Consider the following 26,401-nt stretch of genomic DNA (forward strand, 5'->3'; position numbering starts at 1 on the left):
AAGATATTTTGGTGCAGTTACTGTTTTAATGGTTTTATCTATCTTTGGTATTATTGGATTTTTTATTTTTTTAAATAATGTAAAGCGTAGATGTAACACTAGCGGTAGAACGATTAAGGTTGTAGATATAGAAAATAAAAACAGTGAATCAATAAACTATCTATTTACTTATGTTATTCCATTTGTTTTTCAAGATTTATCATCACTAACCAATGTTGTCTCTATAACGATTCTTTTGTTGGTGACCTGTTTAATATATGTAAACTCAAGCATGATACTGATCAACCCAACTATCAGCATTAAATACACATTATACCAAGTTACTTATCGCAACATTGAAAATGAAAAAAACAGAAGTGGGATGCTACTAACATCATCACGCCACTTGGAAGAAGATGACATGTTAGACATTGAAGATGTAGGACCAAAACTATTTTATGCCAAAACTATAAAGGAAAGTTGATGCTAAATGTAGAAGAGTTAATGGAGTACGCTGAGCAACTAAAAGTCGACACTGGCACTAAAGTGTCTCTTTATTTTGTTACTCGCCACCTAAAAACAGGGATGAGCCCAAAGGCAAAGGTTACCGATAAATATGATTTTAAATTGGTAAAAGTACCCATCAGTACTGAAATATCAGTATTCTTTAAAGATACACTTGCTAATCAAATTATATCACATGGCTCTAAAGACGACATCACAGTAAAACAATACACCGTTATTGATGATGATATAGACAATAAAATCTATAGCTACGCCATGAACAACGCAATATCATTTTCTAACGTGATTAATCAGGATATTAAATCAGATAAAACCCCTGAACTGAACGACTTGTCACAAGTGAAAAATGATCTTTGGGCGTACTGTATAAAAGTACAGCAAGGGGTTGAGTTCACTTACTCATTTAGAAAACTTGGTAAAGCTAAAGTTACCACAAATGAACCTCAAGACATCTTACAAAAAATTTCTGCCATGTTTGATAAAACAGGCGGAGAATTGAAACCGTTTGACGGAAATATAATAAGCTTTGACGACAAAATAGATTGTATTTATATCCAAAACCAGTTCTATGTATTTCATAAAAAAAGCTTCGAAGCTATTGTTGGTTTAGAATCTGAATTCACAGAGGCCGCACAAAAAACACTTAATATCATCAAAGGTTTTGATTTAATAGAAGGGCTGGATATAATCGAGCAAGCGATATTGCACAAGCCATCTCTTAGAAAAACGCTAGCGCACATAGCAGAAAAAGGTAATCATACAACACTTGATGATGATGAAGTATTGTCAATGAATCAAGTACTAAAACAGTTTCAAGGGGTTGAGTTTACATTTAATGAAGCTGGTAAAATTGTGATTGAATCAGAGGCTGACGGTCGAAACTTTTTGAAATTGTTGAACGATTACTATAAGCAAGGCATGACAACAAAGAAATTCTATGCAACTGAAAGTGGTAGCATTGTTAAACCAGCTAGTAGTTAAAAAATTGATTTACAGTAAGAATAGTCAAAAACCGCTTCGGCGGTTTTTTTATGCCTGTAAACTTGCTATCACAACCTGTAATTCCTCCCATACATATAAGCCCCCCCAAAAATACACTTCTAACCATATTCGTTTCGAATCACTCCGTCCTCCCATTATTTTAAACGCAATAAAATAGTTAAAAAATAAATGTAGGAATACCTACTAATTTAATTGACACCCGATAGTAGGTTATCCTACTATTAATACATCGATTAGATACTGCCCAGCAGAAATCCTAATCCGCTCTTTAATAATCTACACAATGAACGACTAAACACCGCCTTGGTACCGTAACTGATTACGGTACCAAGACAGTACTAGGTCACTCCAAGTGCCAGCGATGGAGGACAGAAATTCGCTGAAATAGACTTGTACGCCTCTTGCGGCGACCAGGTATCAGATTGCACAGATAGGCAACCAACGAGGGATAAACCCTGCGGCTGATAAGGGACACGATCCCGCCCCGAGCGCATGACCCGCAACGCGAACAACCCCGCCACGTTCTGGCGGCAGTGGTAAGAACAGGTTTTACAGTTGCCATTTGTGTTCAAAACGAGTGGTAGCGATAAAACCAAAGCAATAAACAGGGTGAAATTAATGCGAATTAAATATCAATGGATATCGGGGTGGGTGTTGTATTCAATCCATCTTTTTTTGTATACCACGTATTTTACTACTGTGCTGTTCGATAATTTTTTGGTTTTCGGCCTTAAACCTTCTAATTTGGTTGATTTGTTTTCGATAATTATCTACTGCAGCTATTTGTTGCTTGTACTTTTTTACGTCCTTAATAATAGAAAAGCACAGGATACAAATAAACAACAACATTAAAGCTGTAAGTAGGTAAATCATTACAAGGTTACCGTCATTTATTAGTAGTTTTCTTAGGCCTAGTGCTGTTGATGATAAAACCCCCACCGTAATAAATGAGTATCTGTAGCGCCTAAATAGATGCCTAATCCTGCCTTTAATTTTTATTAAACATGATGCCGTTTCTCGATTGGTTGTGTAGGAGCACTAATCGTAACACGAAGCCCAACGTGGCAAAAAAATGGGCACATATTCAATATTACCAACTGTTCGGAATAACCGAATAGCTCAATTTATCCCAACTGCATGGAGTTTCGCTATGCAATCACAGCAACCCGATTTTATCGACTTAATTATTCAACTTATTGCCAAATTAATCCCATTCGATTTGTTCTAACTAACCATTTAATGCGAGGAATGTATGGAAACTAACTATCAAGAAAGTAAATCAGTAACAGAAGCAAAACTGATAATGAATCTTGGCATGGCGTGTCGCCTCGCATTAATGCCGAATCTAATGAAGTGCCCTACCGTTCGCCAACGTGCAACAGAGCTTGAGCAGTACTTAAAGAGCAACACATGCACAGAGGTGTTCAAAATAAACTTTATTGAGTTCACTGGTCAGTTAAATGAAATAAGCAGCATGAGAGTGAATTGCGTGAATAAAGTGCTTTTATTCAGATTAAAACAGCAAGAAAAGCCAGTGATACACATCAGTAACAGAATAAGCGACTGGAAGAATAGACAACTCATTGCAGCAGAGGTGGGTCATGAGTAAACAACCCGCAACATTGGAATGGTGCGACAAGAAGCTAGCTGAAATGGAGCAGATGATCAGCGACTTTCCTGAACATCGAAACCGACTAATAAGATTAAAGTCAGGTTTTATGGTGACCAAAACGCGATTAACGGCAATCCACCAGCAACATAAATCGTCGCTGTTAATGAGGGCTTAGCTATGTTTTTTGTATTCGGAGTAAGCGAAACATTAGTAAAGAAAGCCGCTGAAAAAAAATGCAGCAGATTCACAGGTACTTATCCAAATCGACGAGAGCTAACTATTGATGAATATCAACAAAAGCTAACGAAAACTCGTGATGAACTGTTTGCCAAAATGAAAGCACAAAAGCTAAGTCATAGCTTATCAACACCAAGTTTAGCTAAGCAATACGCAGAGCTAACCAAGGCACAAGAACAGTGCCGAGATATTGAAATTAGATACCGAAAACCAACTGGCGCCATTAACCCAAAAACCAAAAAAGAAGTTTTGGAATGGTCAACTTACATAGGCTAACAATCGAAGAGAGCAGCGATTATGAATAAAACAATACCCGCTTTTTTAATTGAAATGTCAAAGCAGATGCATGAGCAAGATAACCGCATTACAGCGGAACCTATTTGGCAAGTTCGCTGTAAGCGATTTAGACCAACAGCTCAAGGATATTCAGACATATTTCATATATTAGATACAGAAAATGATTATGGTTTAGTTGCTAATAGCAGTTCTGATATAGACATAAACCAACAAATAGTTAACTACCTTGACTGTGATCCAGATGACTTGCCAATAGTGCTTGAATCTTGGGTTGATAGTGAATGTGAATTAACTGATGGTCAGGAAAAGATTGATTACTTTCTTGAAAATTTCAATACCGATTTTCATGAGCTTGATGGTTTTGATGTGCTTTGGGTTGAGGAATATGAGGATATTGTTAAATCAGCATTCTTAACCGAAGCCGATGCCAATTGGTTTATTCAACGTAAGCAGCATGATTACCCAAAGCTGTATACCTACGTTGTATCTATGTACCTATGCCCTCAAATGATTGAGTTACGCAACTGGATCATGTCACTGACTAAAGCAGAGGTGGCAGCATGACCCAACTCACCCAAAAGCAAATTAAAGCCCGGGCTTACTATCAAGAAAACCGTCAACGCATCCTAGCCGATAAGCGCAACAAGCATGTGCCAAAGCGCAATAAACCTGCTGTGTTAAAAGTCATTAACTCAAAACCTGCAGCGCAACAGCCTTCGGCGACTAAAGCAGACATCGAATGGGATGGCCAATTAAAAGGTCGTAATGGCTTCAATGGCGTCATCAACGACGACACTGAATATCGCGACCGCAAAGCAATCAACAAGGCCATTAGTGTGCAAGGCAAAAACAACGCAGCTGCACGCCGACGTGCTGAAGATATCAAACTGGGCTTTGAGTTTGGTATTAGCGTAGAGGATTTTGTATGAGCCAATTATTTTACTTGCGCGATAGTCGCAGCGATGTTGGTGATAGCTGCATGTTTTGGGCTAAAGACGGTGCAGGTTATACCAGCGACTTAAACAAGGCGCACGTTTACACCAAAGAAGAAGCTCAACGTTACTTTAATGGTCGTGATACTGATATTCCATACAGTAAAGAACAAGTTGATCAACTGGCAACAGTACGAGTTGATCACCAGTATTTACCTGATGCGTTAGCCGCAACAGATGACCTATGCGTGGTCCATATAGTCGGTGAATACAACGGTAATGATATTTACTGGCTAACTGATGCTTATCACTCAATTGAATTAACTGATGCGCTTGTATTGTCACATGCTGATGCAGTCAACAAAGTCGCGCATTTAGCAAAGTACAACATCAAAGCTGATATTTATCCAAAGCTATCTATCGACAATATTGCACGCCGAACCTTTCAGGTGAGCAACGTTAACAAGCGCAAAATGGTTACTGTTGCAGGTATCAAGAACAATCATCCTCGCAAGCGCAATAGAGCGACTACAGGCAGAACTCGCGGTAACTGCCCACATTGCGGCAAGGTTACTTGGGGTGGCAATCCTTACGAGGCTTATACCTGTGCAGAAGCTAAAAACGAAAGCCTAGGGCTTGATTACCGTCTATTTGATACCTGTGAAGATGTGAAGCAAGCAAGGAGTGCAGCGTGATCTCATTAGACGATTTTATTTTAGATCTATTCAAAAGCAACTGGCACGGTCGTCAAAGTGAAAGCCTAGAACTTGCCAAAGAACAGTTACATAAAAATCTAACAGATCAAGTTAACGGTTATTGGTCTGGCCATACGGCCTATTACATCATGACCCACGGAGGATTTTTGGTTGATTCAAAAAGAAAGCGAGTTGGTAATGCTGGCCTCGCAGAGGGTAAAAAGTTAACTGCCCTTGGCCAAATGTTTATGGATTCAATGAATACTAAATGCGATGACAAAGACGCCGAGAAACTAAAACAGTCTAACCATGACGCTTTGATCAACAACATCATTGAAAACACAGGCGGTGAGATATGAGCCCATTTGAATACATAAATAATTACTACAACGTAAATGCTGAGTTTGGCAAAAGGGTAATTGTTGATGGTGAGCCAGGTGTTATTGCTAAAGATTGTGGTCACTACATTGGCGTTAACTTTGACAAAGATAAGCCGGGTTTAATTTCAAATTGCCATCCAACTTGGCGCGTTGAGTACGGCGCAGTAGGAAAAATAAGAAAACCGACTGCATCACAACGTAGATACCAACGCTATTTAGAGGTTGGTGATTGCTTTGATAGCTTTAAACATTTCTTACATTGGGAATCAGCCCAAGGCGGTGCAGCATGAACTACCTCCTCCCAGGCTTTGAATCAATAAACCGAATTGAATCCATTCTGTCACTTACCCGCATTAGTTCACCAGAAGTTATCGCCGCATTAAAGCTGCATTATACAACGTCATTACCAGCAGAACGTTGTACAGCGCGTCATAAAATTGAGCTTTCAAACTTCGTACGCAACCAAAAGAAACTCGAAAAAACTGCCGCTGTCATTGAAAGCGTCAAAGCTATGGATTGGCAAAAGCAAATGGCTAAGTTATCCGCTGCAGAATCGAGAATCTCTGAGCTAGAAGACTTGGTTATTCGAGCGGCAGATTATCTTAATGCTAGCGGTATGAATGAAAGTTTAGAAGCCGAAATGTATAAAATTATTCATAGAGAGTCAGCATTATGAAGACCACCAGCCAATACGCACAATCATTAGTTGAACTAAAAGCTCAGCCGGCTCACTTACTTGAGGATGTGGGTGACCAATGGTGCACGCCAGTTGATTTGTTTTGGGGTATCAATGCTGCTTTTGGTCCATTCGATATGGATTTATTTACCGATGGTAGTAATGCTTTATGTCCACGTTTTTACTCAATCGAAGATAACGCACTGACCCAAGACTGGAATGAGGATTTAAATGGTGGGATTGGGTTCGCTAATCCACCCTATTCTCGTCCATGCAAAGACAATAATGATAATGATCTAACTGGCATGATAACCATTATGGGTAAAGCAAAAAACGAACGCGATAAAGGCGCTAAGCTTGTGTTTTTAATTCGTGGGGTCCCTTCTGAAGCTTGGTGGCCAGAACAAGCTGATCATATCTGCTTTATAAAAGGTCGTGTCGGTTTTAAATTACCTAGCTGGTTTATTCCTGCTAATGAAAAGCAAAAAGCAACCAGTGCAGGTTTTGCCGGTGCATTAGTTATATTTGATAAAGAATGGCGCGGACAACAAATCAGCTATATCCATCGCGACTCACTCCGAGCCCAAGGCCAAAAATTACTCGACATGATTAGTGCCGCAGCAGTTAAAAGCGCTGAATCAAAGTTGAGTCAAATGCTAACAAGCCATGGCTTTAAGATGTTTGAAAACATTAACCAAGACGATACCGAAATAGGTGAACAAATCGATGTCGAACAGCTCATTGCCAAAGATGCTGAAACCGAACTGGCTACAACTAAATGGCCAAGTGAAGTGTGTCATATCGTAGAGGAATGCTTTAAAGCAAACCCGAACAAACACAATGATCATCGTGCTCAAGTCTTATTAGAGCTCACAAATAAAAGACTGCTCGAAAAGATGCGCCCAAGTCAAATCATAGCAGAGCTAAACACAATGTTAGTTCAGTGCGAACCAATGGGAGATGCAGCATGAAAAACAAGTTAATCGACTTAAATAATCACTTATTTGCTCAAATAGAGCGCTTATCAGATGAAACGGTTAAAGGTGAAGAACTTAAAGAAGAGATGGCTAGATCAAAGGCTGTAGCTCAGATTGCATCACAAATTGTTGCTAATGGTCGTTTAGCATTAGATGCTCAAAAGCTAACACCAGAACTACCAATGGGCCGCAGAATGCCTCAAATGCTGGAGAATACCAATGGCTAGGTTTTTATACACCAATGAAATGATTCAATTTCTACAGCAAACATACAAAAAACATTCAATTTCAACTACCACCATTCTTTTCAACAGTAAGTTTTCCCTTAACAAAACTGAGTCTCAGACAAAAGGTACTCTCAGTAATCATGGGATCACCTGTGGACGCACTACCGGAGAGATAAGAAAAGGCAAGTCTCGCTTATTTACTCAGCAACAGCATGAATGGATAAAAGAGCAATACAGACACTTGAACCTCGATGATCTGACCAATCTATTTAACTCCACTTTTGACACTTGTATGACTCAGGCCCAACTTCGTTCATTCACTCGAAATCATAAAATAAAGTCAGGTAGAACAGGACAATTTAATCCAGGACAAACCGCTTGGAATAATGGCATGAAAGGTTGGGATGCTGGCGGTAACTCACACAAGGCTAGATTCAAAAAAGGAAACATACCATTTAACCAGCGGCCAGTTGGATCTGAACGGATAGATACTAAAGACGGATATGTCATGGTCAAAGTTTCCAACCCTAACACCTGGCGATTAAAACACATTGTTGAATGGGAGAAGGTCAACGGAATAATGCCTGATGATCACGTGCTTTGGTTTATTGATAACGATAGAACCAATTGCGACCCACAGAACTTGATGCTTGCAACAAAAGCTCAGCATGCAGTGGCTAATAAGCTCGGGTTAGGCAATGCAGATGCACAATCAAAAGAAACGGTGAAGCTTCTCGCACAGCTATCCATCACCGCGGCCACTCGTAAACGAAGCAACAAGGTGGTGACATGAAAAAAATAACGCAAACGTTTAGTACCAAACAAGGTGTTGTCACGTTATCAGATCCATTCTTCACGCTTATGGCCGATCAACCACAGGTTGAAGTGACATACAAACCTAACCACTATAGCGGTTGGGGTATGTGTAAAACCTACAACGCTATTGAAGTTAGCGACTTTACTCAAACTTGTGCAGAGCTATTTGCCTGCACAGCCGATTCAAAACTACGTTTGCCGGGGTATGCCGCATGAAAGAATCAGAAGTCATTAGAAAAGCACTAAGCCAGTGGTATAGCCAGCCCCGCGATCAAGTTTATTCATGTCAACAATTTATGAAAGCGTTAGCCGAAAAATTGGCCAAGGAAGGTAAATAATGTCAATGAATGAAATGCTCAACCAAGCACGACATGAAGTGGCGTTGTTAACCAAGCAAAATAATGAACTCAAGAATCAAATTGAGCAATTAAGCCTAAGACCTGAGTTTGACTTGTCAACAGTACATGGTCGAGAGCAAGCATTAAGAAAACTATTAGAGAATCAAGCGAAGGCACAACTGATTGGAGGTAACCATGAATAAATCAACATCAGTAGCAGCAAAAGGCTATTGGAACACTAAACATTTAGCTGAACGCTACAACTGCTCAACAAGAACAATATTCCGCTGGATGAAAAGAGAGGAATATCCATTCCCACAACCAAGACTACTTGCAGCTGGTAGCCCAAATCTGTGGGCTATAGATGATGTAGAATCGTGGGAACTTAGTCGAATGAATAGTGCTGCTTAATCATTTTCAATGGTAGTTAAGCGATCAAACCATGCAGAATACGCCACACCCTGCTCACTCAAATACGCATGATGGTCATAAACCTGCCACTGGCCTGGTAACTTATGTCCAAGTATTATCTCGGCAATGTGTGGCTCTGTTAATGTTGAAAGATTTGTTCTTGCTGTTTTTCGTAAATCATGGACTGACCAATGTGGCATATCAAAATCCATGTTTTTGCGTAACCATTGATTGATATTGTAAGGCAAAGATAATGGAGCAGATCGACCCATAGGCTCATTTGTGCCAGCGTTATTAAATAAATAGTCGCTATCGCTTAACAACATAGCTTCTTCAATGAAATGTACAATATGAGGGATAATAGGTCTTACTAAAGGTTTTTTTGTTGTTTTACCTGTTTTATGATTTTCAGGTGGAACTGTCCATACCATTTTTACCATATCAAAATCAGACTTTTTAGCCAGCCTAAGCTCTCCATTTCGACAACCAAGTACTAAGCATAGCTTGAGAAATAATTTGTTTTTATGCGCGATACGCGAGTGATTTAATGCTAATAAAAAAAGCTTTATTTCATTATCGTTAAATGAGCGTGAACCAACATTCTTATTGATATTTAAATCTGCTCGAGGACTTATGTCATTTAACACATTTTCTCTTATCATGCGGCGTTTAGCGCCCCACTTGAGCATTTGTTTGGCGTTAGTCAGCAATCTGTGAGCAATAGCCGGTGTTTTCTTTGACTTATTTTCAATAATTTCGAGCCAAGTCTTTAACAGTATTTGATCTACAGGTATTTTGCCAATCTTAGGGAGTATGTGTAATTCAAAAGAACGCTTCACTTCAAAATGGCCGACTTTATTCTCAACACAGTAACTCTCATACCAATCATAAAAAAGTTTGCTTACTGTGATCGCAGTAATAATTGCATTCTTCTCCGTTACTTTTACAACTTTAGGGTTGTAACCTTTCTCTAGCTCTGCACGCAATCTCGCGCATTCTATCCTGGCATCTTTAAGCCCTAATGATGGATAAGAGCCTAAATCTACCCTACTTGCTTTACCTACATAACGATATCTAATTTGAAACGTGATCTTGCCTTTTGGTGACACTCTCACACTTAAACCATCGCGATCTGCTTTTTCAAAAGCCTTATCGTGATCTTTAGATAAAATTGACTTTAACCATGTGTCTGAAAGCGCCATGCCATAACCTTTTAACCAGCTTTGTGTACAAACTTTTTATCATTAAGCTTGTATAGTACAATTTTGTACGCAAATTTGTACACATTTTTGCTGGCTTAGATGGGCTTTCTTTGTCTCAGGTTGTCTTTACGGATTAACTATAAACACTGATAAATAAGGGGTTTACGTAGGATTTTGTCTTAAACTGGCGTTGGCTGACTTAGTGACTATCGTTTGGGTGCGAAATGATGGCGAAGGTACGACGCTTGTCGACCTCAACTTTATTGCCTGACATGTTAACCTTGCACTAGCCGCTAAAAAAGGCGCAAATTATAGCGCCTATCGGCAGAATTGGCTAGGCAAAGTGTTTTTTAGCTTTTCGAGGATAATTCAGAAGACTGTAGGATTATATTTTTCATTTTAGCTAATTCAATTCTGGCATAACGATGTTCAACAAAATCATAAATGTTGGTCGCTAAGGTTAACCGATAAAAATTAGCAGCTTGCTGATATTGGCCATTTGCAGCGGCATGCTTAGCTAAGTAAAAATACGCTTCGCATAAACGCTCTGCATATTCTTTTGGTTGAGACAAGCCCACTTTCGCCGCTGAAAATACTTGCTCTTGACTCATTTTACCTAAGTAAAAATCAACCAACACACTTGACCATTGTTGATTATTTAACTGTTTTCGTTGCGTCGCTAAATCGATTAACGCGTTACTTTTATCGACCTCTGAAGCCATCAAATAGAGCCAAAGTACACGATAACCATCAGTAGGGTCTCGATCATAAAACGCTTGCATGTCACTGACAGCTAATTGGTAACGCTCGCCATAATACAACGCGATGCCACGATTTAAGAAGGCATAATCATAGTTTGGTGACAGTTCCAGTACCCCATCAAATGCTTCATAGGCACTGTCAAACTCACCTTCTTGAGTATAATAAATACCCAAGAAATTATATGCATCCGCTAAATCGGGTTGCAACTTTAATGCTTGATGGAAATCAATTCGACCCAGTAAACGCAGTCCTACACTGTCATATATGACGCCGCGATCATAATGAAAACGTGCACGCTGTTCGTCAGTTAATTCCATGGTAGCCAAAATTTCATTTAGCTTTGCCAGCGTCACTTCTAACTTATAGTCTGGCATGACAGGGGCTACAATCATCTGCCCTGCAGTATCATCATTTGAACCTAATGTTGCAGCACAACCTGACAACATCATACTTGCACCAACAACAACGGCAACGATTGTGGTGCGTAGCTTACATTCCATCCGCTTTACCTTATCAGGTTCTATTAATATTCAACATCATAGCAATCTGGCAATCTAAGAGCCATGCGCATTAACGATTATTTTTCGATAGATAAAAAAAGGAGACCAAATGGTCTCCTTTTTTATCGTTAAACTTTAAAAAAAATTACTCAGCAGTTTCTTTTGCTTGAGCTTCTTTAATTGACAGTCTTACGCGACCTTGACGATCCACTTCCATTACCTTAACAGCAACTTCTTGGTTCATCTCTAGGTGATCAGATACGTTAGCAACACGCTCATCACTGATTTGTGAAATATGCACTAAACCATCTTTGCCAGGTAGAATGTTAACAAATGCACCGAAATCTACGATACGGATAACTTTACCGTTATAGATACGACCCACTTCAACTTCGGCAGTGATTTCTTCAATACGACGAATCGCTTCTTTGGTAGCTTCGCCATTTGAAGAGGCAATTTTCACAGTACCATTGTCGTCAAGTTCAATAGTTGTGCCAGTCTCTTCAGTTAGAGCACGAATTACTGCGCCGCCTTTACCAATCACATCACGGATCTTCTCTGGGTTGATCTTGATTGTGGTGATACGTGGAGCGTGAGCAGAAATATCGTCACGATGTGAACCAATAGCTTGATCCATTACGTTTAGGATATGAACACGTGCGCCATAAGCTTGTTGCAGTGCAATATCCATGATCTCTTTAGTGATACCTTCGATTTTGATATCCATCTGCAATGCAGTAATACCATCACGAGTACCGGCTACTTTAAAGTCCATATCACCTAAGTGATCTTCATCACCTAAGATGTCAGAAAGTACAACAAAATCGTCGCCTTCTTTAACAAGACCCATCGCAATACCAGCAACAGATGATTTAATCGGTACACCGGCATCCATTAATGCTAATGAAGTACCACATACAGAAGCCATTGAGCTTGAACCGTTAGATTCAGTAATTTCAGATACAACACGAATGCTGTATGGGAATTCTTCAGCAGAAGGCATAACGGCATTCATACCGCGCCATGCTAACTTACCATGGCCAATTTCGCGACGCTTAGGTGAGCCAACCATACCTGTTTCACCAACAGAATACGGAGGGAAGTTATAATGAAGCATAAAGCGATTAGTACGCTCACCCATGATGCTATCAATCTTTTGTGCATCACGTTCAGTACCTAGAGTACAGGTAACTAAAGCTTGAGTTTCACCACGAGTAAACAATGAACTACCGTGAGTACGTGGAAGTACACCGGCTAAAACACTCAATGCGCGAATCATATCTGGTTCACGACCATCGATACGTGGCTTGCCACTGATAATACGTCCGCGAACAACATTTTTCTCTAGACTGCCAAGTAGATTGTCTACTTCGCGAGTATCAACATCTGGGTTTTCAGCCACTAATGCCGCTTTGGCAGCCGCTTTAACGATGCCAACTTGTACATAACGATCTTGCTTAACTTCGATTTGATAAGCTTCTGTCATGCCAGCTTCTGCAAGCTCTTTGATTTTAGCAACTAACACTTGATCTTGAACTGGTGCAGTCCAATCCCATGTTGGCTTGCCAGCTTCTGCTTTGAACTCAGCAATAGCATCAACAACGACTTGTTGTTGGTCATGACCATAAGTCACCGCACCTAGCATAATTTCTTCTGCAAGCGCTTTCGCTTCAGATTCAACCATCAGTACAGCAGCTTTAGTACCCGCAACGACTAAGTTTAATGAGCTTGTTGCAAGCTGATCAACCGTTGGGTTAAGGACATATTCATCGTTGATATAACCAACACGCGCCGCACCTAGTGGACCGCTGAAAGGAATACCAGAAATAGCTAATGCTGCAGAGGTACCGATCATTGAAACAATGTCTGGCTCAATTTGTGGGTCAACAGACACCACAGTGATGATAACTTGAACTTCGTTTTTAAAACCGTTAGGGAATAAAGGACGAATAGGACGGTCAATAAGGCGTGCAATCAGAGTTTCATCTTCTGAAGGACGACCTTCACGCTTGAAGAAACCACCAGGGATTTTACCTGCAGCATAGGTTTTTTCTTGATAGTTAACAGTTAGCGGGAAGAAGTCACGGCTTAAATCCGCTACTTTTTTACCAACTACAGTAACTAATACTGTGGTATCGCCCATGCTTGCTAAAACTGCAGCATCTGCTTGACGTGCAATAACACCTGTTTCTAAGGTGACTGTATGTTGACCATACTCAAAACTCTTTACAATTGGATTCACGTGACCCATTCCTTAATTTAATGACCTTTAATTACGCGCACAAGTATACTTCAATTACACCGAATAGTTAAATAGACGCGCGATACAGAATGAGAAAATGTTTTAAATAATCATTTTCCTAGATGAGATCACAGCATTAACAAACGATTTTGACAGTGATGAGCGAGTTTACGCCGATTAAATGACATGAGGTTCACTATTTGGCTTGATTATTAATGACAACAGAGATGAATTTAACTAAAGTCGTAGTAATAAGTATTATTATTTTTTGTGAAAGTTAACTAATTAATTCGCCCTATTGGCGATTTAATTTATATTGAGTATAAATTCTTGTAGTTTTAGGCTGTTAAACTGCAAATTTAACGTGAAAAGTCACTTAGATGACATGGAATAATACATGACGGCTCGTTTTAAGTCTCTCACATGGAAACAAACTAACTTAGTAGTTTTTACTGCTTTGTTTTTTGCTGTTGCTATTTTTATCATCGAAATAGCACTCGTCGTTGTTACCGCTAAACAACAGCTTACCGCGGCACAACAAGAGCTGCTCAATTCCGTCGAACAAACCACTACCAACGCGGTATGGTCGTTAGATGATAAACTTGCCAGTCAAACCCTAGAAGGCATTATAAAAGTCGATAATGTTGGTTCTGCAGTCATCGAGCTCGATGATGGTTCATTGTTTGTGTCTGAGGTAAATGAAACCGGAGAGTCCTCAAAAGCTTATGTTTCCTTAAGTAATCGTCTGTTTGGGGATCTAAAAGAAATCGCCCGTCCACTGTATCGTCCTTTCTATTTTGAAGGAAACAAACAACAACAGCTTATTGGCACCCTAACGATTTTTTACGATACCCAAAAGCTGACCACGAAACTGTTTAATCAATTACAACTTGGACTTATCGCAACATTAGCTCGAGCATTATTACTCACATTAGTATTGACCGTAGTGTTTCATCGTTTTCTCACTCAACCGATTGCTCGGATTAGCGAAGCAATTGACAAAATTGATCCTGATTATCCTGACGAAAACCTGTTACCTATGTCAAAAGCTCATAAAGATGATGAGTTAGGACTGGTGACCAGTAAGTTTAATCAAATATTATTGCAGTTCAGTCAAACTCAAAATAAGCTGCGCAAAATGGCAACCCGAGATCCATTAACGGGCTTACCAAACAGGACCTTATTATTAGAGACATTGAATGTCACCATTCAACGCTCTCGAGTCCACAAACGAAATTTTGCTCTACTCTTCATTGACTTGGATCGCTTTAAAAATATTAATGACTCCTTAGGCCATGCCATAGGTGATCAGTTTCTGGCGCGTATTGCGCGTATATTAGAACGAGTGGTGGGTGACAGAGGCAGCGTGGCTCGTCTTGGCGGTGATGAATTTGTTATCTTAGCCGATGAGATCCAAACACCTTCACAAGCGGCAGACTTTGTTGATAAATTACTCGCTCAATTAAATACTCCAATCCAGCTTAATGAGCACGCAATTCATCCCGCGGCATCGATAGGCATTTCTATATATCCCGAAGACGGTATCACTGCGGAAGACCTAATTCGTCATGCCGATATCGCCATGTACAGCGCTAAAGCGGCTGGCTCTAATCAGTGGTCATTTTTCAAGCAACAAATGACTGAACGTGCGGCAATAAGACTTCGCACAGAAGCCTCATTACACGACGCATTGAAAAACAACGAATTCTTATTATATTTTCAGCCTAAATTTGATTTAAAAACCAACAAAGTCGTCGGATGTGAAGCCCTTATTCGTTGGCAAAAAGACGGTCAATTGATAAGTCCGATGTCTTTTATCCCTGTGGCCGAAGAAACCGGAATTATTATCCCAATTGGCCGTTGGGTTATCGAGCAAAGCTGCAAAGTGATCCGAGAATGGCAACGTAAATACAATTATGAGATCCCTATTGCGGTGAACGTGGCATCGCAGCAATTCGCTGATGCCAGTTTAGTACCCGACATCAAGCAACTGGCAATTCGATACCAGATACGTCCTGAATTACTGGAAATTGAAATTACCGAAACATCGCTGATGAATGATGTTGAACAAGCAGTGACTAAATTAGAACAGCTTAAATCTGCCGGTTTTGGTATTGCGGTCGATGACTTTGGCACAGGATACTCGTCATTATCCTATCTACGTCACTTGCCAATAACAACAATGAAGATTGATCGTGCCTTTGTAAGTGATCTTCCTGAAGATAGTGCAATCGCATCGACTATTTTAATGTTGGGTCGTCAACTTGATTTGACCATTGTTGCTGAAGGTATTGAAAATATTCAACAACTTGAATGGCTCAAAGAAAATCAATGTGAGATTGGTCAAGGCTTTTACTTTAGCCAACCACTGCCGTTAGCCGAGTTTGAAGAGAAATATATTATCAGTAATACAGCTAAAGTCATTCATGCTTAAACACTCTGTATAAGCCACAGTAAACCTATCTCGTCAGCGGCTTACCCATAAGCGGCAAAGTATCATTTAGCGGCTAATAATCCTGTTAAAGGCCCCTTTTCCCTTATTAAGTGAAATCAACTAAGTTAGTAGGGCAAAGGGCTATTGGCGAGGTATTTGTTACCCAAGTTTAGGCTGATTACAACCCACAATTCTTTTTTCTTTCAGTTCTTAATAATTTTAAGACTTAAAGCTGAGCAAAATATCCTAAAGACAAAACATAGATGAAGTTGCTCTGGAGTGATTAAAGTGCGGTTAAGTGCCCATTAACTCTTGTTGAATGTAGTCATGATCAACGGCCATTATTTATCCAAGCCTTAAAGGCTATTTCGGTAGATATGGCAATATCGATACAGATTTGATCAATCAAAGTATGACTAAAAAAACAACCACAAATGATTATGGGAACTGGTCAGTGAAAGGATGGGCTAAAAACAAGCATTTTTAGGCAATAAAAAAGGAAGCTATTAGCCTCCTTTTTTATGGTTTAATCAGCCTACTAAAGTAAGCCGAGTGTCGAATTAACGACGTAAACCTAACTTCTGGATCATAGCAGTGTAACGTGCTACGTCAGTACGCTTTAAGTAAGCAGAAAGCTTACGGCGTGCACTAACCATACGTAATAAACCACGACGAGAGTGGTGATCATGGATGTGCTCTTTAAAGTGACTTTGAAGGTGGTTAATTTGAGCAGTTAACAAAGCTACTTGAACTTCAGTTGAACCTGTATCGTTTTCGCCGCGACCAAAATCAGCTAAAATTTTTGCTTTTGCTTCAGCACTTAGTGACATGTGTATCTCCAAAAAAAGTAAATGTATCTCAAGCCGATCACTAACTCAGCCAGAGCGAGGGCAGCATTTTAACCAGATTGATGGTTAACCGCAATATAAATTCGATTATTTATCAGTAAAAGCAAACAACAACTCCGACTGATTACTCTGCAGGAGCATTATCATGGATCACAATCAAACGCTTTGGTGCTAATAAGCCATCATCATTCATGATGCCCATACCAACAAACCGACGTTCATCACCAATAGTGATACGCACTAATTCATCAGGCTTAAGTCCAGCAGCCTGAATAGCCTGGCCTTGCATGACGTAATATAGCATCGCCTCTGGCAAGTTAATTTCAGGGAAATTAGCGACCGCGGTGTCCATTGGTAATAATAATGGGTCCATCAGAGTTTGAGGCGCAACGTCATCTCTATGAGCTTGCTCAAGTAGCGCTTCTAATTGCGCTAAGGTGACCATTTTTTCATACGGATATTCGGCAACTTGAGTACGACGCAGCATAATAACATGTGCACCACATCCCAACATTTCACCTAAATCATCAATAATGGTCCGTATGTAAGTCCCTTTAGAACAATGAATATCTAGGGTTAACTCATCACCTTCAAGCTTGATAAAATTAAGCTCAAAAACAGTGATTGGTCGAGATTCACGAGGTACTTCAATGCCTTCACGTGCATACTTATACAAAGGCTGGCCTTGGTATTTTAATGCCGAATACATTGATGGTACTTGTTGTGTTGTGCCACGAAAAAAGGCCAGTTTCTCATCGAGTTGTGCTTGAGTAAAATTAACAGGACGCGTCTGAACGACTTCGCCATCTGAATCACTCGTATCAGTGCGCTCACCCAATTTAGCCGTCACCAGATAACGTTTATCCGAGTCTAATAAATGCTGAGAGAACTTAGTCGCTTCTCCAAGACAAATAGGCAACATTCCTGTTGCTAGCGGATCCAAAGCACCTGTGTGGCCCGCTTTATTGGCATTAAAAAAGCGCTTAACTCTTTGCAGAGCAAAGTTAGAGCTCATGCCAGTATCTTTATCGAGTAATACTATTCCGTCGATGAAGCGACCTTTAGGGCGACGAGCCATTAATCTTGCTCCTTTTCACCGTCAACAGACTCGCTGTTATCAGAGACTTCTGGAGTAAATTGCTGTTGCTTGGCTTTATCTTTATTGATGACTTGAGTTACTAGGTTAGACATGCGCATGCCTTCTACCAGTGAGCTATCATAAATAAAGCGTAATTCAGGCATAACGCGTAATTTCATACGCCCAGCAACCAAAGTACGAACATAAGGTGCAGCAACAGTGAGTGCATCAATTTTTTGTTGAACAAGTTCAGTGTCTTCTTCAAAGAAGGTCACAAACACTTTTGCATAACTTAAATCACGTGAAACGTCGACATCGTTTACGGTAATGAAACCAATGCGAGGATCTTTCATATCGCGTTGCAACACCATAGCAAGTTCTTGCTGGAGCTGTTGCGCAATGCGACGTGTACGACTAAATTCTTTTGCCATGATGATATGCCATATCGTTAGGTCTACAATCAAAAAGGGCGGCTAAAGCCGCCCTTCCATTGGTACTTATAAGGTGCGAGCAATTTCGACTGTTTCGAACACTTCAATTTGATCGCCCACTCGGACGTCATTGTAGTTCTTAACACCGATACCACATTCCATGCCATTACGCACTTCAGGAGCATCATCTTTAAAGCGACGTAAAGACTCAAGTTCACCTTCGAAGATAACTACGTTGTCACGTAATACACGAATTGGTGCGCTACGTTTAACGATACCTTCGGTAACCATACAACCTGCAATAGCGCCGATTTTAGGAGACTTAAATACATCACGAACTTCTGCAAGGCCGATAATTTCTTGTCTAAACTCAGGTGCTAACATACCTGTCATTGCAGCACGAACTTCATCAATTAGGTTGTAGATGATGCTGTAATAACGTAAATCGACACTTTCTGAATCTATGGTTTTGCGAGCCTGTGCATCAGCACGGACGTTGAAACCAACAAGAATCGCATTTGAAGCAGCGGCTAATGTTGCGTCGGTTTCGGTTAATGCACCAACACCGCGAGCAATAATGTTCACTTTAACTTCAGCTGTTGACAGTTTAGCTAAAGATTCGCAAATCGCTTCAAGAGAACCTTGAACATCAGCTTTAAGTACGATGTTAAGCTCTTGTACTTCGCCTTCTTCCATGTTGGCAAACATGTTTTCTAGTTTAGACTTCTGCTGACGCGCTAACTTAACATCACGGAATTTACCTTGACGATATAAAGCGACTTCACGAGCTTTACGTTCATCACGTACAACAGTGGCTTCATCACCCGCAGAAGGCACACCAGAGAGACCTAAAATCTCAACCGGAATAGAAGGACCCGCTTCAGTAATTGAATGACCATTTTCGTCTTTCATCGCACGGATTTTACCGTACTCTAAACCACATAAAACGATATCACCTTGGCGTAACGTACCTTCTTGAACCAAGATAGTTGCCACAGGGCCACGACCTTTATCAAGTTGTGATTCAATAACAACACCTGCAGCCATACCATCACGTACTGCTTTAAGTTCTAATACTTCAGATTGAAGTAAGATACCTTCTAACAATTCGTCAACGCCCATACCAGTTTTGGCTGATACGTGAACGAACATGTTATCTCCGCCCCAATCATCTGACATGATGCCATGTTGAGACAGCTCACTCTTAACACGCTCTGGATCAGCATCTGGCTTATCCATTTTGTTAACAGCTACGATTAACGGTACGTTACCCGCTTTAGCGTGTTGAATCGCTTCAATCGTTTGTGGCATTACGCCATCATCGGCAGCAACAACCAAAATAACAATATCAGTCGCCTTAGCACCACGAGCACGCATTGACGTAAACGCCGCGTGACCAGGAGTATCAAGGAAAGTGATCATGCCGTTTTCAGTTTCAACGTGGTATGCACCAATATGCTGAGTAATACCACCGGCTTCGCCAGCAGCAACTTTCGCACGACGGATATAATCAAGTAATGACGTCTTACCATGGTCAACGTGACCCATGATAGTCACAACAGGAGCGCGAGACTCTAGTTGGATGTTGTCATCGCGATCTTTTAGTACTTGATGCTCAAGTTCGTTTTCACGAATCAGCACAACCTTATGACCTAACTCTTCAGCAACCATTTGAGCGGTTTCTTGGTCAAGTACTTGGTTAATCGTCACCATAGAGCCCATTTTCATCATTTGCTTGATGATAACAGTGGCTTTGATTGCCATTAAATGCGCTAATTCAGATACAGTTACGGTTTCACCGATACGTACATCACGACTCACTGCTGCAGCGGGTTTATTAAAACCGTGCGCCATAGATTCTGGTGCTGTGCTGCGGTTACGCATGTGTTTTTCACGACCGTCACGCGCATCTTTTCCGCCACGTTTTTTGTTGGCATTTTTGTTGCGAGCACGACGACCACGTTTTTCATCATCGGCATCAGAACTGTCTTCAGCTGCACGAGCAACTTTAGATGTGGTGATATGATGATCACCGTTCTTTTCTGCATCTAAACGTTGACGTTCTTCTTCAGCCCAGCGCTTTGAGTTTACTTCAGCAAGTAAACGAGCTGTTTCAGCTGCTTTGGCGGCTTCATCTTTTTGCTTCTGAGTTAACACAGCTTCTTGAGTCGCTTTTAAACGCTCGGCTTCAGCTTTTGCTGCTGCAGTTTCTGGGTCAGCAACTTTAGTTACTTTAGGTTCAGACTTTACTTTTTCTGATTTCAATTTGGCTTCTGCTTCCGCTTTTTTCTTCGCTTCAGCATTAGCTTTCGCTTCTGCCGCTGCTTTTGCTTCAGCTTCCACTCTTACTTGAGCTTCAGCATCTGCTTTGGCTTTTGCTTGAGCTTCTAATTCAGCTTGTTTGGCTAATTCTGCATCATCACGCTTAACAAAAGTACGTTTCTTACGTACTTCTACTTTAACGTCTTTCGACTGACCGCCAGTGCTTGCAACACTTAACGTAGACACGGTTTTACGTTGCAATGTCATTTTAGTCGGTACTGAATCTGCACCATGCTGTTTTTTTAGAAAATCAAGAAGCTGTTGCTTCTCTTTTTCTGAAACAGTATCGAGTTGTTTTTTGCTTATACCAGCATCTGAGAATTGTTCGATTAATCGATCAACTGATTTTCCCACTTCCGCTGCTAATTTTTCTACACTTGTATCTGCCATCAATTAAATCCCCCTGTTGATCGACTTATGCTTCTTCGCCAAACCAACAGATATTGCGGGCAGCCATGATGAGCTCACCTGCTTTTTCTTCTGTTAATTCTTCAATATCAATTAAATCGTCAATACCTTGCTCGGCCAAGTCTTCTAAAGTCACTACGCCTTTGCTCGCTAGAACATAAGCTAAATGTCTTTCTAATCCTTCCAATGCTAATAAATCATCACTTGGCTCTGCACCATCTAACGCTTCTTCAGACGCTAATGCTCTTGTAGAGATAGCGGCCTTTGCACGTTCACGTAATGCTTCAACGATTCCTTCGTCGAAACCTTCTATTGCTAATAGCTCAGATTCTGGAACATAAGCGATCTCTTCTAACGAAGTGAATCCCTCATCAGCCAATACGGCTGCAAAATCTTGATCTACATCTAGATAAGCCACAAACAAATCAATCACCTTAGCGCTTTCGGCTTGGTGTTTTTTGTTCATGTCTTCAACTGTCATTACGTTCAGTTCCCAACCAGTCAGTTGAGTCGCTAAACGTACGTTCTGGCCGTTACGACCAATAGCCTGTGCCAAACTGTCTGCTTCAACAGCAATATCCATCGAATGATTGTCTTCGTCGACAATGATAGAGGCAACATCAGCTGGCGCCATGGCATTGATCACATATTGCGCTGGATTATCATCCCACAACACGATATCAACACGCTCGCCGCCTAGCTCGTTTGATACGGCTTGCACTCGAGCACCACGCATACCAACACAAGCACCAATTGGATCGATACGACGGTCATTTGATTTAACGGCTATTTTAGCACGAGCACCTGGATCACGAGCAGCACCCATCACTTCAATCAATTCGTCGTAAATTTCTGGCACTTCAACCCGAAATAGTTCAATCAGCATTTCTGGCTTGCTGCGTGTTAAAAATAACTGCGCACCGCGAGCTTCTGGACGAACTGAGTACAATAATGCACGCACACGGTCACCAGGACGGAAAGATTCACGGCTGATTAAATCTTCTTTAAATAATACGCCATCAGCATTATTACCTAAATCAACAACCACGCTTTCACGGGTGCTTTTCTTAACAACACCAGTAACAATCTCACCTTCACGTTCAATAAATTGTTCAACAATTTGTGCACGTTCAGCTTCACGTACTTTTTGCACGATAACTTGTTTAGCAGTTTGTGTAGTAATACGGTCAAACGCGACAGAGTCGATTTGATCTTCGATATACTCACCTACTTGAATCTCTGGCTCTTCATAACGAGCGGCTTCGAAGGTAATTTCGCTATATGGGTTTTCCAAAGCCTCGCCATGATCGTCAACAACCATCCAACGACGGAAAGTATCGTAATGACCGGTTTTACGATCAATCGCAACGCGAACTTCAATATCGCCTTCGTATTTTTTCTTTGTTGCGGTAGCCAGTGCAATTTCTAGCGCTTCGAAAATCTTTTCGCGCGGAAGGCCTTTCTCATTGGAAACCGCTTCTGCGACTAGCAGGATCTCTTTATTCATTTGGTCTTGCCTCGTCCTTCACCTGAAACTATCAAAACTTAGCGATAATGCTGCCTTTACGGATATTATCCAAAGCAACAATCAAGTCTTTACCATCAACGGTTATGGTGAGCATTTGCCCATCAACACTATTGATGACGCCTTTTAAATTACGACTACCCGCAACAGGCATAGTCAGTTGTATTTTTGCATCCTCACCTTTATAGGCAGCATATTGCTCGGCGGTAAATAACGGTCTATCTACGCCAGGTGAAGATACTTCTAATGTGTATTCTGTAGAAATAGGGTCTTCAACATCCATAACTGCGCTAACTTGACGACTGGCTGCTGCACAATCTTCAATATTGATGCCATTCTCGTGATCAATAAAAACACGTAAAATTGAATGACGACCAGCTTGAATATATTCAATGCCCCATAGTTTAAAGCCTAATGCTTCAACAGGTACTGTTAACATTTCAACAAGCTTGGATTCTATTGTTGCCAAAAATGACCCCCAAAAAAACAAAAAAAGGGCTAATAGCCCCATTGCAACCCGCATAAAACACGGATATTTAAAAGTTCATATAACAAAAAACCCCGTAATCACGAGGTTATTTTATTATAAAACCTGTAAATTGTAATTTATTTTCTAACGAAATTAAATTACAAGGAGCTGGTTGCGGGGGCCGGACTTGAACCGACGACCTTCGGGTTATGAGCCCGACGAGCTACCAACTGCTCCACCCCGCGTCAACTGTATGCAAGTATATTGATTTACACTATATCTTGCAATAACTAATCAAACGCTATCTATCATTTGTTAGTTAAATTTGGTGCCGAGAGCGGGACTTGAACCCGCACGTCCGTTAAGACACAGCCACCTCAAGGCTGCGCGTCTACCAATTCCACCACCTCGGCGTTACCTGGTTTACTAGTCAGGAATTTTCGTTTCTGACTTTTCGGTTTGCACCGGAGCTTCATCAATGATTTGCTCTGCTGCTGGACCTAAATCTTTCCACTGATCATTTTGCTCTGTGTGATTAGCACTTAAATTACCAATCACTAAACTCAATGCAAAAAAGCCAATGGCTAATACTGCAGTACTGCGAGTCAGGAAATTACCTGAACCACTTGAGCCAAATAATGTGCCTGAAGCACCGGCTCCGAAAGATGCGCCCATGTCGGCACCCTTTCCTTGTTGGATTAATATTAAGCCGATAAGACCTAACGCTACCACCAAGTATACAACTATAAGAACTTCGTACATATAATTACGCGCTCATTGCTATGGTACATAAACTTAAAAACTCACTTGAGTTCAAACTTGCACCGCCAATCAGACCACCATCAACATCAGGCTGGGCAAATATATCTGCCGCATTGCTTGGGGTGACGCTACCACCGTAAAGAATTCTGATATTCTCACCAATAAAGGGAGAAACTTCCGAGAGGCGACTGCGAATAAACGCATGTACTTCTTGTGCCTGCTCTGGTGTAGCACTTTTACCTGTCCCTACTGCCCATAAAGGTTCGTAAGCGATAATTGCGTTATCAAAAGCCATGGTACCGTTTTTTTCAATTACTATATCAAGCTCTTCCGCAATCACCTCAAAGGTACGTCTTGCTTCACGAGCTGGTCCTGATTCACCTACACACAAAATCGGTGTCAGACCATGTTTCTGAGCAGCAGCAAACTTCTCTGCCACAATATTACTCGTCTCTCCGTACATACGGCGACGTTCGGAATGGCCGATAATCACATACCGACATCCAGAATCTTTTAGCATCTGCCCGGATATTTCGCCTGTGTATGCACCAAAATCATGTTGACTCAGATTTTGTGCACCCATTCTAACAAGTGCACCATCTAAGGTTTGCTTATTGGCTTCAAGCAGCTGCCGAACACTTTCAAGATAAATTGAAGGCGGGCATAAAACCACTTCAGCGGAATCATTTTGGAGCTTGGTAGCAAACTTCTTGAAAAGCTCTTGGGCTAATGCCGAATTACCATTCATTTTCCAGTTACCAGCGACCATAGGACGTCTGAGTGCCATTCACTGTCTCCTCTGAAAGCGGCGTGAATAATAGCGAACCACTTATCAAGTTACAAGAGCTAAAAGGGGAATATTTCATATAAACTGTCGAAGCGTCTACTTTTTGAGCGAGCAACGGCTTATCTTAATATTCAAATAATTAACATGCTGCCTTTACCGCGTCAGCAATACGATTTGCATGCGCAAGCACTTGGGGATGATCATCTCCCTCGACCATGACTCTAATTAACGGTTCAGTACCCGACTTACGTAATAATACACGTCCACGAGCACCCAATTGTTGTTCAACATCCGCTTTAGCTAACTTAACCGCTTCGCTATCGAGTGGATTAGAGCTGCCTTCAAAACGCACATTAACTAACACTTGCGGTAACATCTTCATCGATTCAGTTAATTGTTCAAGTGAAGCATTTTGACGTCGCATTGCCGCGAGGACTAAAATACCTGCAATGATACCATCACCAGTAGTACCATGATCAAGATTAAGAATATGGCCAGAGTTTTCACCGCCTATACGCCACTTATTCTTCTTCAGCATCTCCATGACATAGCGGTCACCGACCTTAGAACGAACAAAAGGAATATCAAGTGCTTGCAGCGCTAAGTCCAAACCTAAATTAGACATTACGGTGCCAACAACTCCGCCGCTTAAAATACCACGTTTTTGGGCATCTACCGCTAAAATATATAAAATCTGATCACCATCAACCACTGCGCCATGACGATTAACCATCATAATGCGATCGCCATCACCATCGAGTGCAATACCTAAATCAGCTTTTTCAACTAAAACGGTTTCACAGATTTTGGCCATTGCTGTTGCACCGACTTTATCATTGATATTGAGACCGTCAGGTTTATCTCCAATAGCAATAACATCGGCACCTAATTCACGAAAAACGTTAGGAGCAATATGGTAAGTGGCGCCATGAGCACAATCGACGACTATTTTTAATCCTTTAAGTGTTTGATCAGCTGGAAAATTACCTTTGCAGTACTCGATATAGCGCCCTGCTGCATCATCAATACGACGAGCCTTGCCCAGTAGATGCGACTCCACACAGACTAGCGGTTTTTCAAGTTCTGCTTCTATTTCTAGCTCGATTGCATCATCCAGTTTACTGCCATCAGTAGAGAAAAACTTGATACCGTTATCATAATAAGGATTGTGTGATGCACTAATCACGACACCGGCCTCGGCGCGAAAGGTACGAGTTAAATAAGCCACTGCAGGAGTAGGCATAGGGCCTAGCAGCAAAACGTTAAGTCCCGCGGCTGATAAGCCTGCCTCTAAAGCTGATTCAAACAGGTAACCTGAAATACGAGTATCCTTACCAATAATCACTTTTTGGGTGCCATTTCGAGACAATACTCGTCCAGCCGCCCAACCGAGCTTCAATGCCAATTCAGGAGTCATTTTACCCGCCCCTACTTTGCCGCGAATACCATCGGTTCCAAAAAATTTTCTTTGCTTCACAGATCCCTACTTAAGTGTTTTCACTTTACTGATAACATTATTATGTGATG

Annotated in this window: 30 protein-coding genes, 2 tRNA genes and 1 pseudogene; 19 read left to right on the plus strand and 14 right to left on the minus strand. The window is 41.0% G+C overall.

What is annotated here, in order from left to right; translation table 11 throughout:
* The 18 genes and pseudogenes from H5185_RS06380 to H5185_RS06460 form a co-directional block, all read left to right on the plus strand.
* On the plus strand, positions 1-463 hold a 463-nt coding region (locus H5185_RS06380; RefSeq protein WP_182741636.1), incomplete at its 5' end, for a hypothetical protein.
* Positions 463-1,485, plus strand: coding sequence for a Kiwa anti-phage protein KwaB-like domain-containing protein (locus tag H5185_RS06385; RefSeq protein ID WP_182741637.1), 1,023 nt, complete (start codon positions 463-465; stop codon positions 1,483-1,485). The genes H5185_RS06380 and H5185_RS06385, both read left to right, overlap by 1 nt.
* A 1,273-nt stretch (positions 1,486-2,758) precedes the next feature.
* Positions 2,759-3,115, plus strand: a complete 357-nt coding sequence (locus tag H5185_RS06390) for a hypothetical protein (RefSeq protein WP_182741638.1) — start codon at positions 2,759-2,761, stop codon at positions 3,113-3,115.
* Entirely contained in the window at positions 3,108-3,293 is a 186-nt protein-coding gene (locus H5185_RS06395) for a hypothetical protein (protein ID WP_182741639.1), read from the plus strand. The genes H5185_RS06390 and H5185_RS06395 overlap by 8 nt, the downstream gene beginning before the upstream one ends.
* A gap of 2 nt (positions 3,294-3,295) precedes the next feature.
* A complete protein-coding gene (locus H5185_RS06400; RefSeq protein ID WP_182741640.1) occupies positions 3,296-3,631 on the plus strand; it encodes a hypothetical protein in 336 nt (111 codons plus the stop codon).
* A 21-nt stretch (positions 3,632-3,652) separates the two neighbouring features.
* Complete coding sequence (locus H5185_RS06405; protein WP_182741641.1) at positions 3,653-4,216, plus strand: ead/Ea22-like family protein; 564 nt, start codon at positions 3,653-3,655, stop codon at positions 4,214-4,216.
* The gene (locus H5185_RS06410; RefSeq protein WP_182741642.1) at positions 4,213-4,581 is read left to right on the plus strand and encodes a hypothetical protein; all 369 of its coding nucleotides are present in this window, start codon (positions 4,213-4,215) and stop codon (positions 4,579-4,581) included. The genes H5185_RS06405 and H5185_RS06410 overlap by 4 nt, the downstream gene beginning before the upstream one ends.
* On the plus strand, positions 4,578-5,279 hold the full coding sequence (locus H5185_RS06415; protein ID WP_182741643.1) for a hypothetical protein: 702 nt from the start codon (positions 4,578-4,580) through the stop codon (positions 5,277-5,279). Before H5185_RS06410 ends, H5185_RS06415 begins: the two co-directional genes overlap by 4 nt.
* Positions 5,276-5,638, plus strand: a complete 363-nt coding sequence (locus tag H5185_RS06420) for a hypothetical protein (protein ID WP_182741644.1) — start codon at positions 5,276-5,278, stop codon at positions 5,636-5,638. Before H5185_RS06415 ends, H5185_RS06420 begins: the two co-directional genes overlap by 4 nt.
* Positions 5,635-5,949 (plus strand): hypothetical protein, encoded by a 315-nt coding sequence (locus H5185_RS06425; protein ID WP_182741645.1) that lies wholly within the window; start codon positions 5,635-5,637, stop codon positions 5,947-5,949. The genes H5185_RS06420 and H5185_RS06425 overlap by 4 nt, the downstream gene beginning before the upstream one ends.
* Positions 5,946-6,233: pseudogene (locus H5185_RS06430) on the plus strand (hypothetical protein); the annotation flags it as partial. The gene H5185_RS06425 and the pseudogene H5185_RS06430, both read left to right, overlap by 4 nt.
* 98 nt (positions 6,234-6,331) lie before the next feature.
* Positions 6,332-7,306: a phage N-6-adenine-methyltransferase gene (locus H5185_RS06435; protein ID WP_182741646.1), complete on the plus strand. Its 975-nt coding sequence runs from the start codon at positions 6,332-6,334 to the stop codon at positions 7,304-7,306.
* The gene (locus tag H5185_RS06440) at positions 7,303-7,539 is read left to right on the plus strand and encodes a hypothetical protein (RefSeq protein WP_182741647.1); all 237 of its coding nucleotides are present in this window, start codon (positions 7,303-7,305) and stop codon (positions 7,537-7,539) included. The genes H5185_RS06435 and H5185_RS06440 overlap by 4 nt, the downstream gene beginning before the upstream one ends.
* Positions 7,532-8,332 carry an HNH endonuclease signature motif containing protein gene (locus H5185_RS06445; protein WP_182741648.1) on the plus strand — a complete coding sequence of 267 codons (801 nt, stop codon included), beginning with the start codon at positions 7,532-7,534 and terminating at the stop codon, positions 8,330-8,332. Before H5185_RS06440 ends, H5185_RS06445 begins: the two co-directional genes overlap by 8 nt.
* Positions 8,329-8,571 carry a hypothetical protein gene (locus tag H5185_RS06450; protein WP_182741649.1) on the plus strand — a complete coding sequence of 81 codons (243 nt, stop codon included), beginning with the start codon at positions 8,329-8,331 and terminating at the stop codon, positions 8,569-8,571. Before H5185_RS06445 ends, H5185_RS06450 begins: the two co-directional genes overlap by 4 nt.
* Positions 8,568-8,693, plus strand: coding sequence for a hypothetical protein (locus H5185_RS22905; protein ID WP_259396179.1), 126 nt, complete (start codon positions 8,568-8,570; stop codon positions 8,691-8,693). Before H5185_RS06450 ends, H5185_RS22905 begins: the two co-directional genes overlap by 4 nt.
* Positions 8,693-8,896 (plus strand): hypothetical protein, encoded by a 204-nt coding sequence (locus tag H5185_RS06455; protein WP_182741650.1) that lies wholly within the window; start codon positions 8,693-8,695, stop codon positions 8,894-8,896. Before H5185_RS22905 ends, H5185_RS06455 begins: the two co-directional genes overlap by 1 nt.
* Positions 8,889-9,104 carry an AlpA family transcriptional regulator gene (locus H5185_RS06460; protein ID WP_182741651.1) on the plus strand — a complete coding sequence of 72 codons (216 nt, stop codon included), beginning with the start codon at positions 8,889-8,891 and terminating at the stop codon, positions 9,102-9,104. The genes H5185_RS06455 and H5185_RS06460 overlap by 8 nt, the downstream gene beginning before the upstream one ends.
* On the opposite strand, the gene H5185_RS06465 is transcribed toward H5185_RS06460, so the two are convergent.
* The 3 genes from H5185_RS06465 to pnp all read right to left on the minus strand — a co-directional run bounded on the left by H5185_RS06465 (position 9,101) and on the right by pnp (position 13,810).
* The gene (locus tag H5185_RS06465) at positions 9,101-10,306 is read right to left on the minus strand and encodes a site-specific integrase (protein WP_182741652.1); all 1,206 of its coding nucleotides are present in this window, start codon (positions 10,304-10,306) and stop codon (positions 9,101-9,103) included. The two genes, H5185_RS06460 and H5185_RS06465, sit on opposite strands and share 4 nt — an antisense overlap.
* A 350-nt stretch (positions 10,307-10,656) precedes the next feature.
* Complete coding sequence (nlpI, locus tag H5185_RS06470) at positions 10,657-11,568, minus strand: lipoprotein NlpI (protein WP_124017629.1); 912 nt, start codon at positions 11,566-11,568, stop codon at positions 10,657-10,659.
* A 145-nt stretch (positions 11,569-11,713) separates the two neighbouring features.
* Positions 11,714-13,810, minus strand: coding sequence for a polyribonucleotide nucleotidyltransferase (pnp, locus tag H5185_RS06475; protein ID WP_124017630.1), 2,097 nt, complete (start codon positions 13,808-13,810; stop codon positions 11,714-11,716).
* Between the two features lie 397 nt (positions 13,811-14,207).
* Here pnp and H5185_RS06480 point away from each other — a divergent pair, with 397 nt between their 5' ends.
* Entirely contained in the window at positions 14,208-16,244 is a 2,037-nt protein-coding gene (locus H5185_RS06480; RefSeq protein WP_124017631.1) for a bifunctional diguanylate cyclase/phosphodiesterase, read from the plus strand.
* A gap of 560 nt (positions 16,245-16,804) precedes the next feature.
* Here H5185_RS06480 and rpsO read toward each other — a convergent pair.
* The 11 genes from rpsO to glmM all read right to left on the minus strand — a co-directional run bounded on the left by rpsO (position 16,805) and on the right by glmM (position 26,351).
* Entirely contained in the window at positions 16,805-17,074 is a 270-nt protein-coding gene (gene rpsO, locus H5185_RS06485; RefSeq protein WP_124017632.1) for a 30S ribosomal protein S15, read from the minus strand.
* Between the two features lie 142 nt (positions 17,075-17,216).
* The gene (gene truB, locus H5185_RS06490) at positions 17,217-18,170 is read right to left on the minus strand and encodes a tRNA pseudouridine(55) synthase TruB (protein ID WP_124017633.1); all 954 of its coding nucleotides are present in this window, start codon (positions 18,168-18,170) and stop codon (positions 17,217-17,219) included.
* Positions 18,170-18,601 (minus strand): 30S ribosome-binding factor RbfA, encoded by a 432-nt coding sequence (rbfA, locus tag H5185_RS06495; protein WP_124017634.1) that lies wholly within the window; start codon positions 18,599-18,601, stop codon positions 18,170-18,172. The genes truB and rbfA overlap by 1 nt, the downstream gene beginning before the upstream one ends.
* A gap of 66 nt (positions 18,602-18,667) precedes the next feature.
* Positions 18,668-21,313: a translation initiation factor IF-2 gene (gene infB, locus H5185_RS06500; protein ID WP_124017635.1), complete on the minus strand. Its 2,646-nt coding sequence runs from the start codon at positions 21,311-21,313 to the stop codon at positions 18,668-18,670.
* 25 nt (positions 21,314-21,338) lie between these two features.
* Positions 21,339-22,838: a transcription termination factor NusA gene (gene nusA / locus H5185_RS06505; RefSeq protein ID WP_124017636.1), complete on the minus strand. Its 1,500-nt coding sequence runs from the start codon at positions 22,836-22,838 to the stop codon at positions 21,339-21,341.
* Between the two features lie 31 nt (positions 22,839-22,869).
* On the minus strand, positions 22,870-23,325 hold the full coding sequence (gene rimP / locus H5185_RS06510) for a ribosome maturation factor RimP (protein ID WP_124017637.1): 456 nt from the start codon (positions 23,323-23,325) through the stop codon (positions 22,870-22,872).
* Positions 23,326-23,494: 169 nt separating this feature from the next.
* A tRNA-Met gene (locus tag H5185_RS06515) sits at positions 23,495-23,570 on the minus strand.
* Positions 23,571-23,651: 81 nt separating this feature from the next.
* Positions 23,652-23,738, minus strand: a tRNA-Leu gene (locus H5185_RS06520).
* Between the two features lie 13 nt (positions 23,739-23,751).
* Positions 23,752-24,087 carry a preprotein translocase subunit SecG gene (gene secG, locus H5185_RS06525; RefSeq protein ID WP_124017638.1) on the minus strand — a complete coding sequence of 112 codons (336 nt, stop codon included), beginning with the start codon at positions 24,085-24,087 and terminating at the stop codon, positions 23,752-23,754.
* A 4-nt stretch (positions 24,088-24,091) separates the two neighbouring features.
* A complete protein-coding gene (gene tpiA / locus H5185_RS06530; protein WP_124017639.1) occupies positions 24,092-24,874 on the minus strand; it encodes a triose-phosphate isomerase in 783 nt (260 codons plus the stop codon).
* A 139-nt stretch (positions 24,875-25,013) separates the two neighbouring features.
* Positions 25,014-26,351, minus strand: coding sequence for a phosphoglucosamine mutase (gene glmM, locus H5185_RS06535; RefSeq protein WP_182741653.1), 1,338 nt, complete (start codon positions 26,349-26,351; stop codon positions 25,014-25,016).
* Positions 26,352-26,401 lie beyond the last annotated feature (50 nt).

Source organism: Shewanella sp. SG44-6 (genome assembly GCF_014164185.1).
GTDB lineage: Bacteria > Pseudomonadota > Gammaproteobacteria > Enterobacterales > Shewanellaceae > Shewanella > Shewanella vesiculosa.

Excerpts from the sequence above, each read along its gene's own strand:
- H5185_RS06385 (WP_182741637.1), top strand. The coding sequence starts at position 463 with ATGCTAAATGTAGAAGAGTTAATGGAGTACGCTGAGCAACTAAAAGTC.
- H5185_RS06390 (WP_182741638.1), top strand. The coding sequence starts at position 2,759 with ATGGAAACTAACTATCAAGAAAGTAAATCAGTAACAGAAGCAAAACTG.
- H5185_RS06395 (WP_182741639.1), top strand. The coding sequence starts at position 3,108 with ATGAGTAAACAACCCGCAACATTGGAATGGTGCGACAAGAAGCTAGCT.
- H5185_RS06400 (WP_182741640.1), top strand. The coding sequence starts at position 3,296 with ATGTTTTTTGTATTCGGAGTAAGCGAAACATTAGTAAAGAAAGCCGCT.
- H5185_RS06405 (WP_182741641.1), top strand. The coding sequence starts at position 3,653 with ATGAATAAAACAATACCCGCTTTTTTAATTGAAATGTCAAAGCAGATG.
- H5185_RS06410 (WP_182741642.1), top strand. The coding sequence starts at position 4,213 with ATGACCCAACTCACCCAAAAGCAAATTAAAGCCCGGGCTTACTATCAA.
- H5185_RS06415 (WP_182741643.1), top strand. The coding sequence starts at position 4,578 with ATGAGCCAATTATTTTACTTGCGCGATAGTCGCAGCGATGTTGGTGAT.
- H5185_RS06425 (WP_182741645.1), top strand. The coding sequence starts at position 5,635 with ATGAGCCCATTTGAATACATAAATAATTACTACAACGTAAATGCTGAG.
- H5185_RS06435 (WP_182741646.1), top strand. The coding sequence starts at position 6,332 with ATGAAGACCACCAGCCAATACGCACAATCATTAGTTGAACTAAAAGCT.
- H5185_RS06440 (WP_182741647.1), top strand. The coding sequence starts at position 7,303 with ATGAAAAACAAGTTAATCGACTTAAATAATCACTTATTTGCTCAAATA.
- H5185_RS06445 (WP_182741648.1), top strand. The coding sequence starts at position 7,532 with ATGGCTAGGTTTTTATACACCAATGAAATGATTCAATTTCTACAGCAA.
- H5185_RS06450 (WP_182741649.1), top strand. The coding sequence starts at position 8,329 with ATGAAAAAAATAACGCAAACGTTTAGTACCAAACAAGGTGTTGTCACG.
- H5185_RS22905 (WP_259396179.1), top strand. The coding sequence starts at position 8,568 with ATGAAAGAATCAGAAGTCATTAGAAAAGCACTAAGCCAGTGGTATAGC.
- H5185_RS06455 (WP_182741650.1), top strand. The coding sequence starts at position 8,693 with ATGTCAATGAATGAAATGCTCAACCAAGCACGACATGAAGTGGCGTTG.
- H5185_RS06460 (WP_182741651.1), top strand. The coding sequence starts at position 8,889 with ATGAATAAATCAACATCAGTAGCAGCAAAAGGCTATTGGAACACTAAA.
- H5185_RS06465 (WP_182741652.1), bottom strand. The coding sequence starts at position 10,306 with ATGGCGCTTTCAGACACATGGTTAAAGTCAATTTTATCTAAAGATCAC.
- nlpI (WP_124017629.1), bottom strand. The coding sequence starts at position 11,568 with ATGGAATGTAAGCTACGCACCACAATCGTTGCCGTTGTTGTTGGTGCA.
- H5185_RS06480 (WP_124017631.1), top strand. The coding sequence starts at position 14,208 with ATGACGGCTCGTTTTAAGTCTCTCACATGGAAACAAACTAACTTAGTA.
- rpsO (WP_124017632.1), bottom strand. The coding sequence starts at position 17,074 with ATGTCACTAAGTGCTGAAGCAAAAGCAAAAATTTTAGCTGATTTTGGT.
- truB (WP_124017633.1), bottom strand. The coding sequence starts at position 18,170 with ATGGCTCGTCGCCCTAAAGGTCGCTTCATCGACGGAATAGTATTACTC.
- rbfA (WP_124017634.1), bottom strand. The coding sequence starts at position 18,601 with ATGGCAAAAGAATTTAGTCGTACACGTCGCATTGCGCAACAGCTCCAG.
- infB (WP_124017635.1), bottom strand. The coding sequence starts at position 21,313 with ATGGCAGATACAAGTGTAGAAAAATTAGCAGCGGAAGTGGGAAAATCA.
- nusA (WP_124017636.1), bottom strand. The coding sequence starts at position 22,838 with ATGAATAAAGAGATCCTGCTAGTCGCAGAAGCGGTTTCCAATGAGAAA.
- secG (WP_124017638.1), bottom strand. The coding sequence starts at position 24,087 with ATGTACGAAGTTCTTATAGTTGTATACTTGGTGGTAGCGTTAGGTCTT.
- tpiA (WP_124017639.1), bottom strand. The coding sequence starts at position 24,874 with ATGGCACTCAGACGTCCTATGGTCGCTGGTAACTGGAAAATGAATGGT.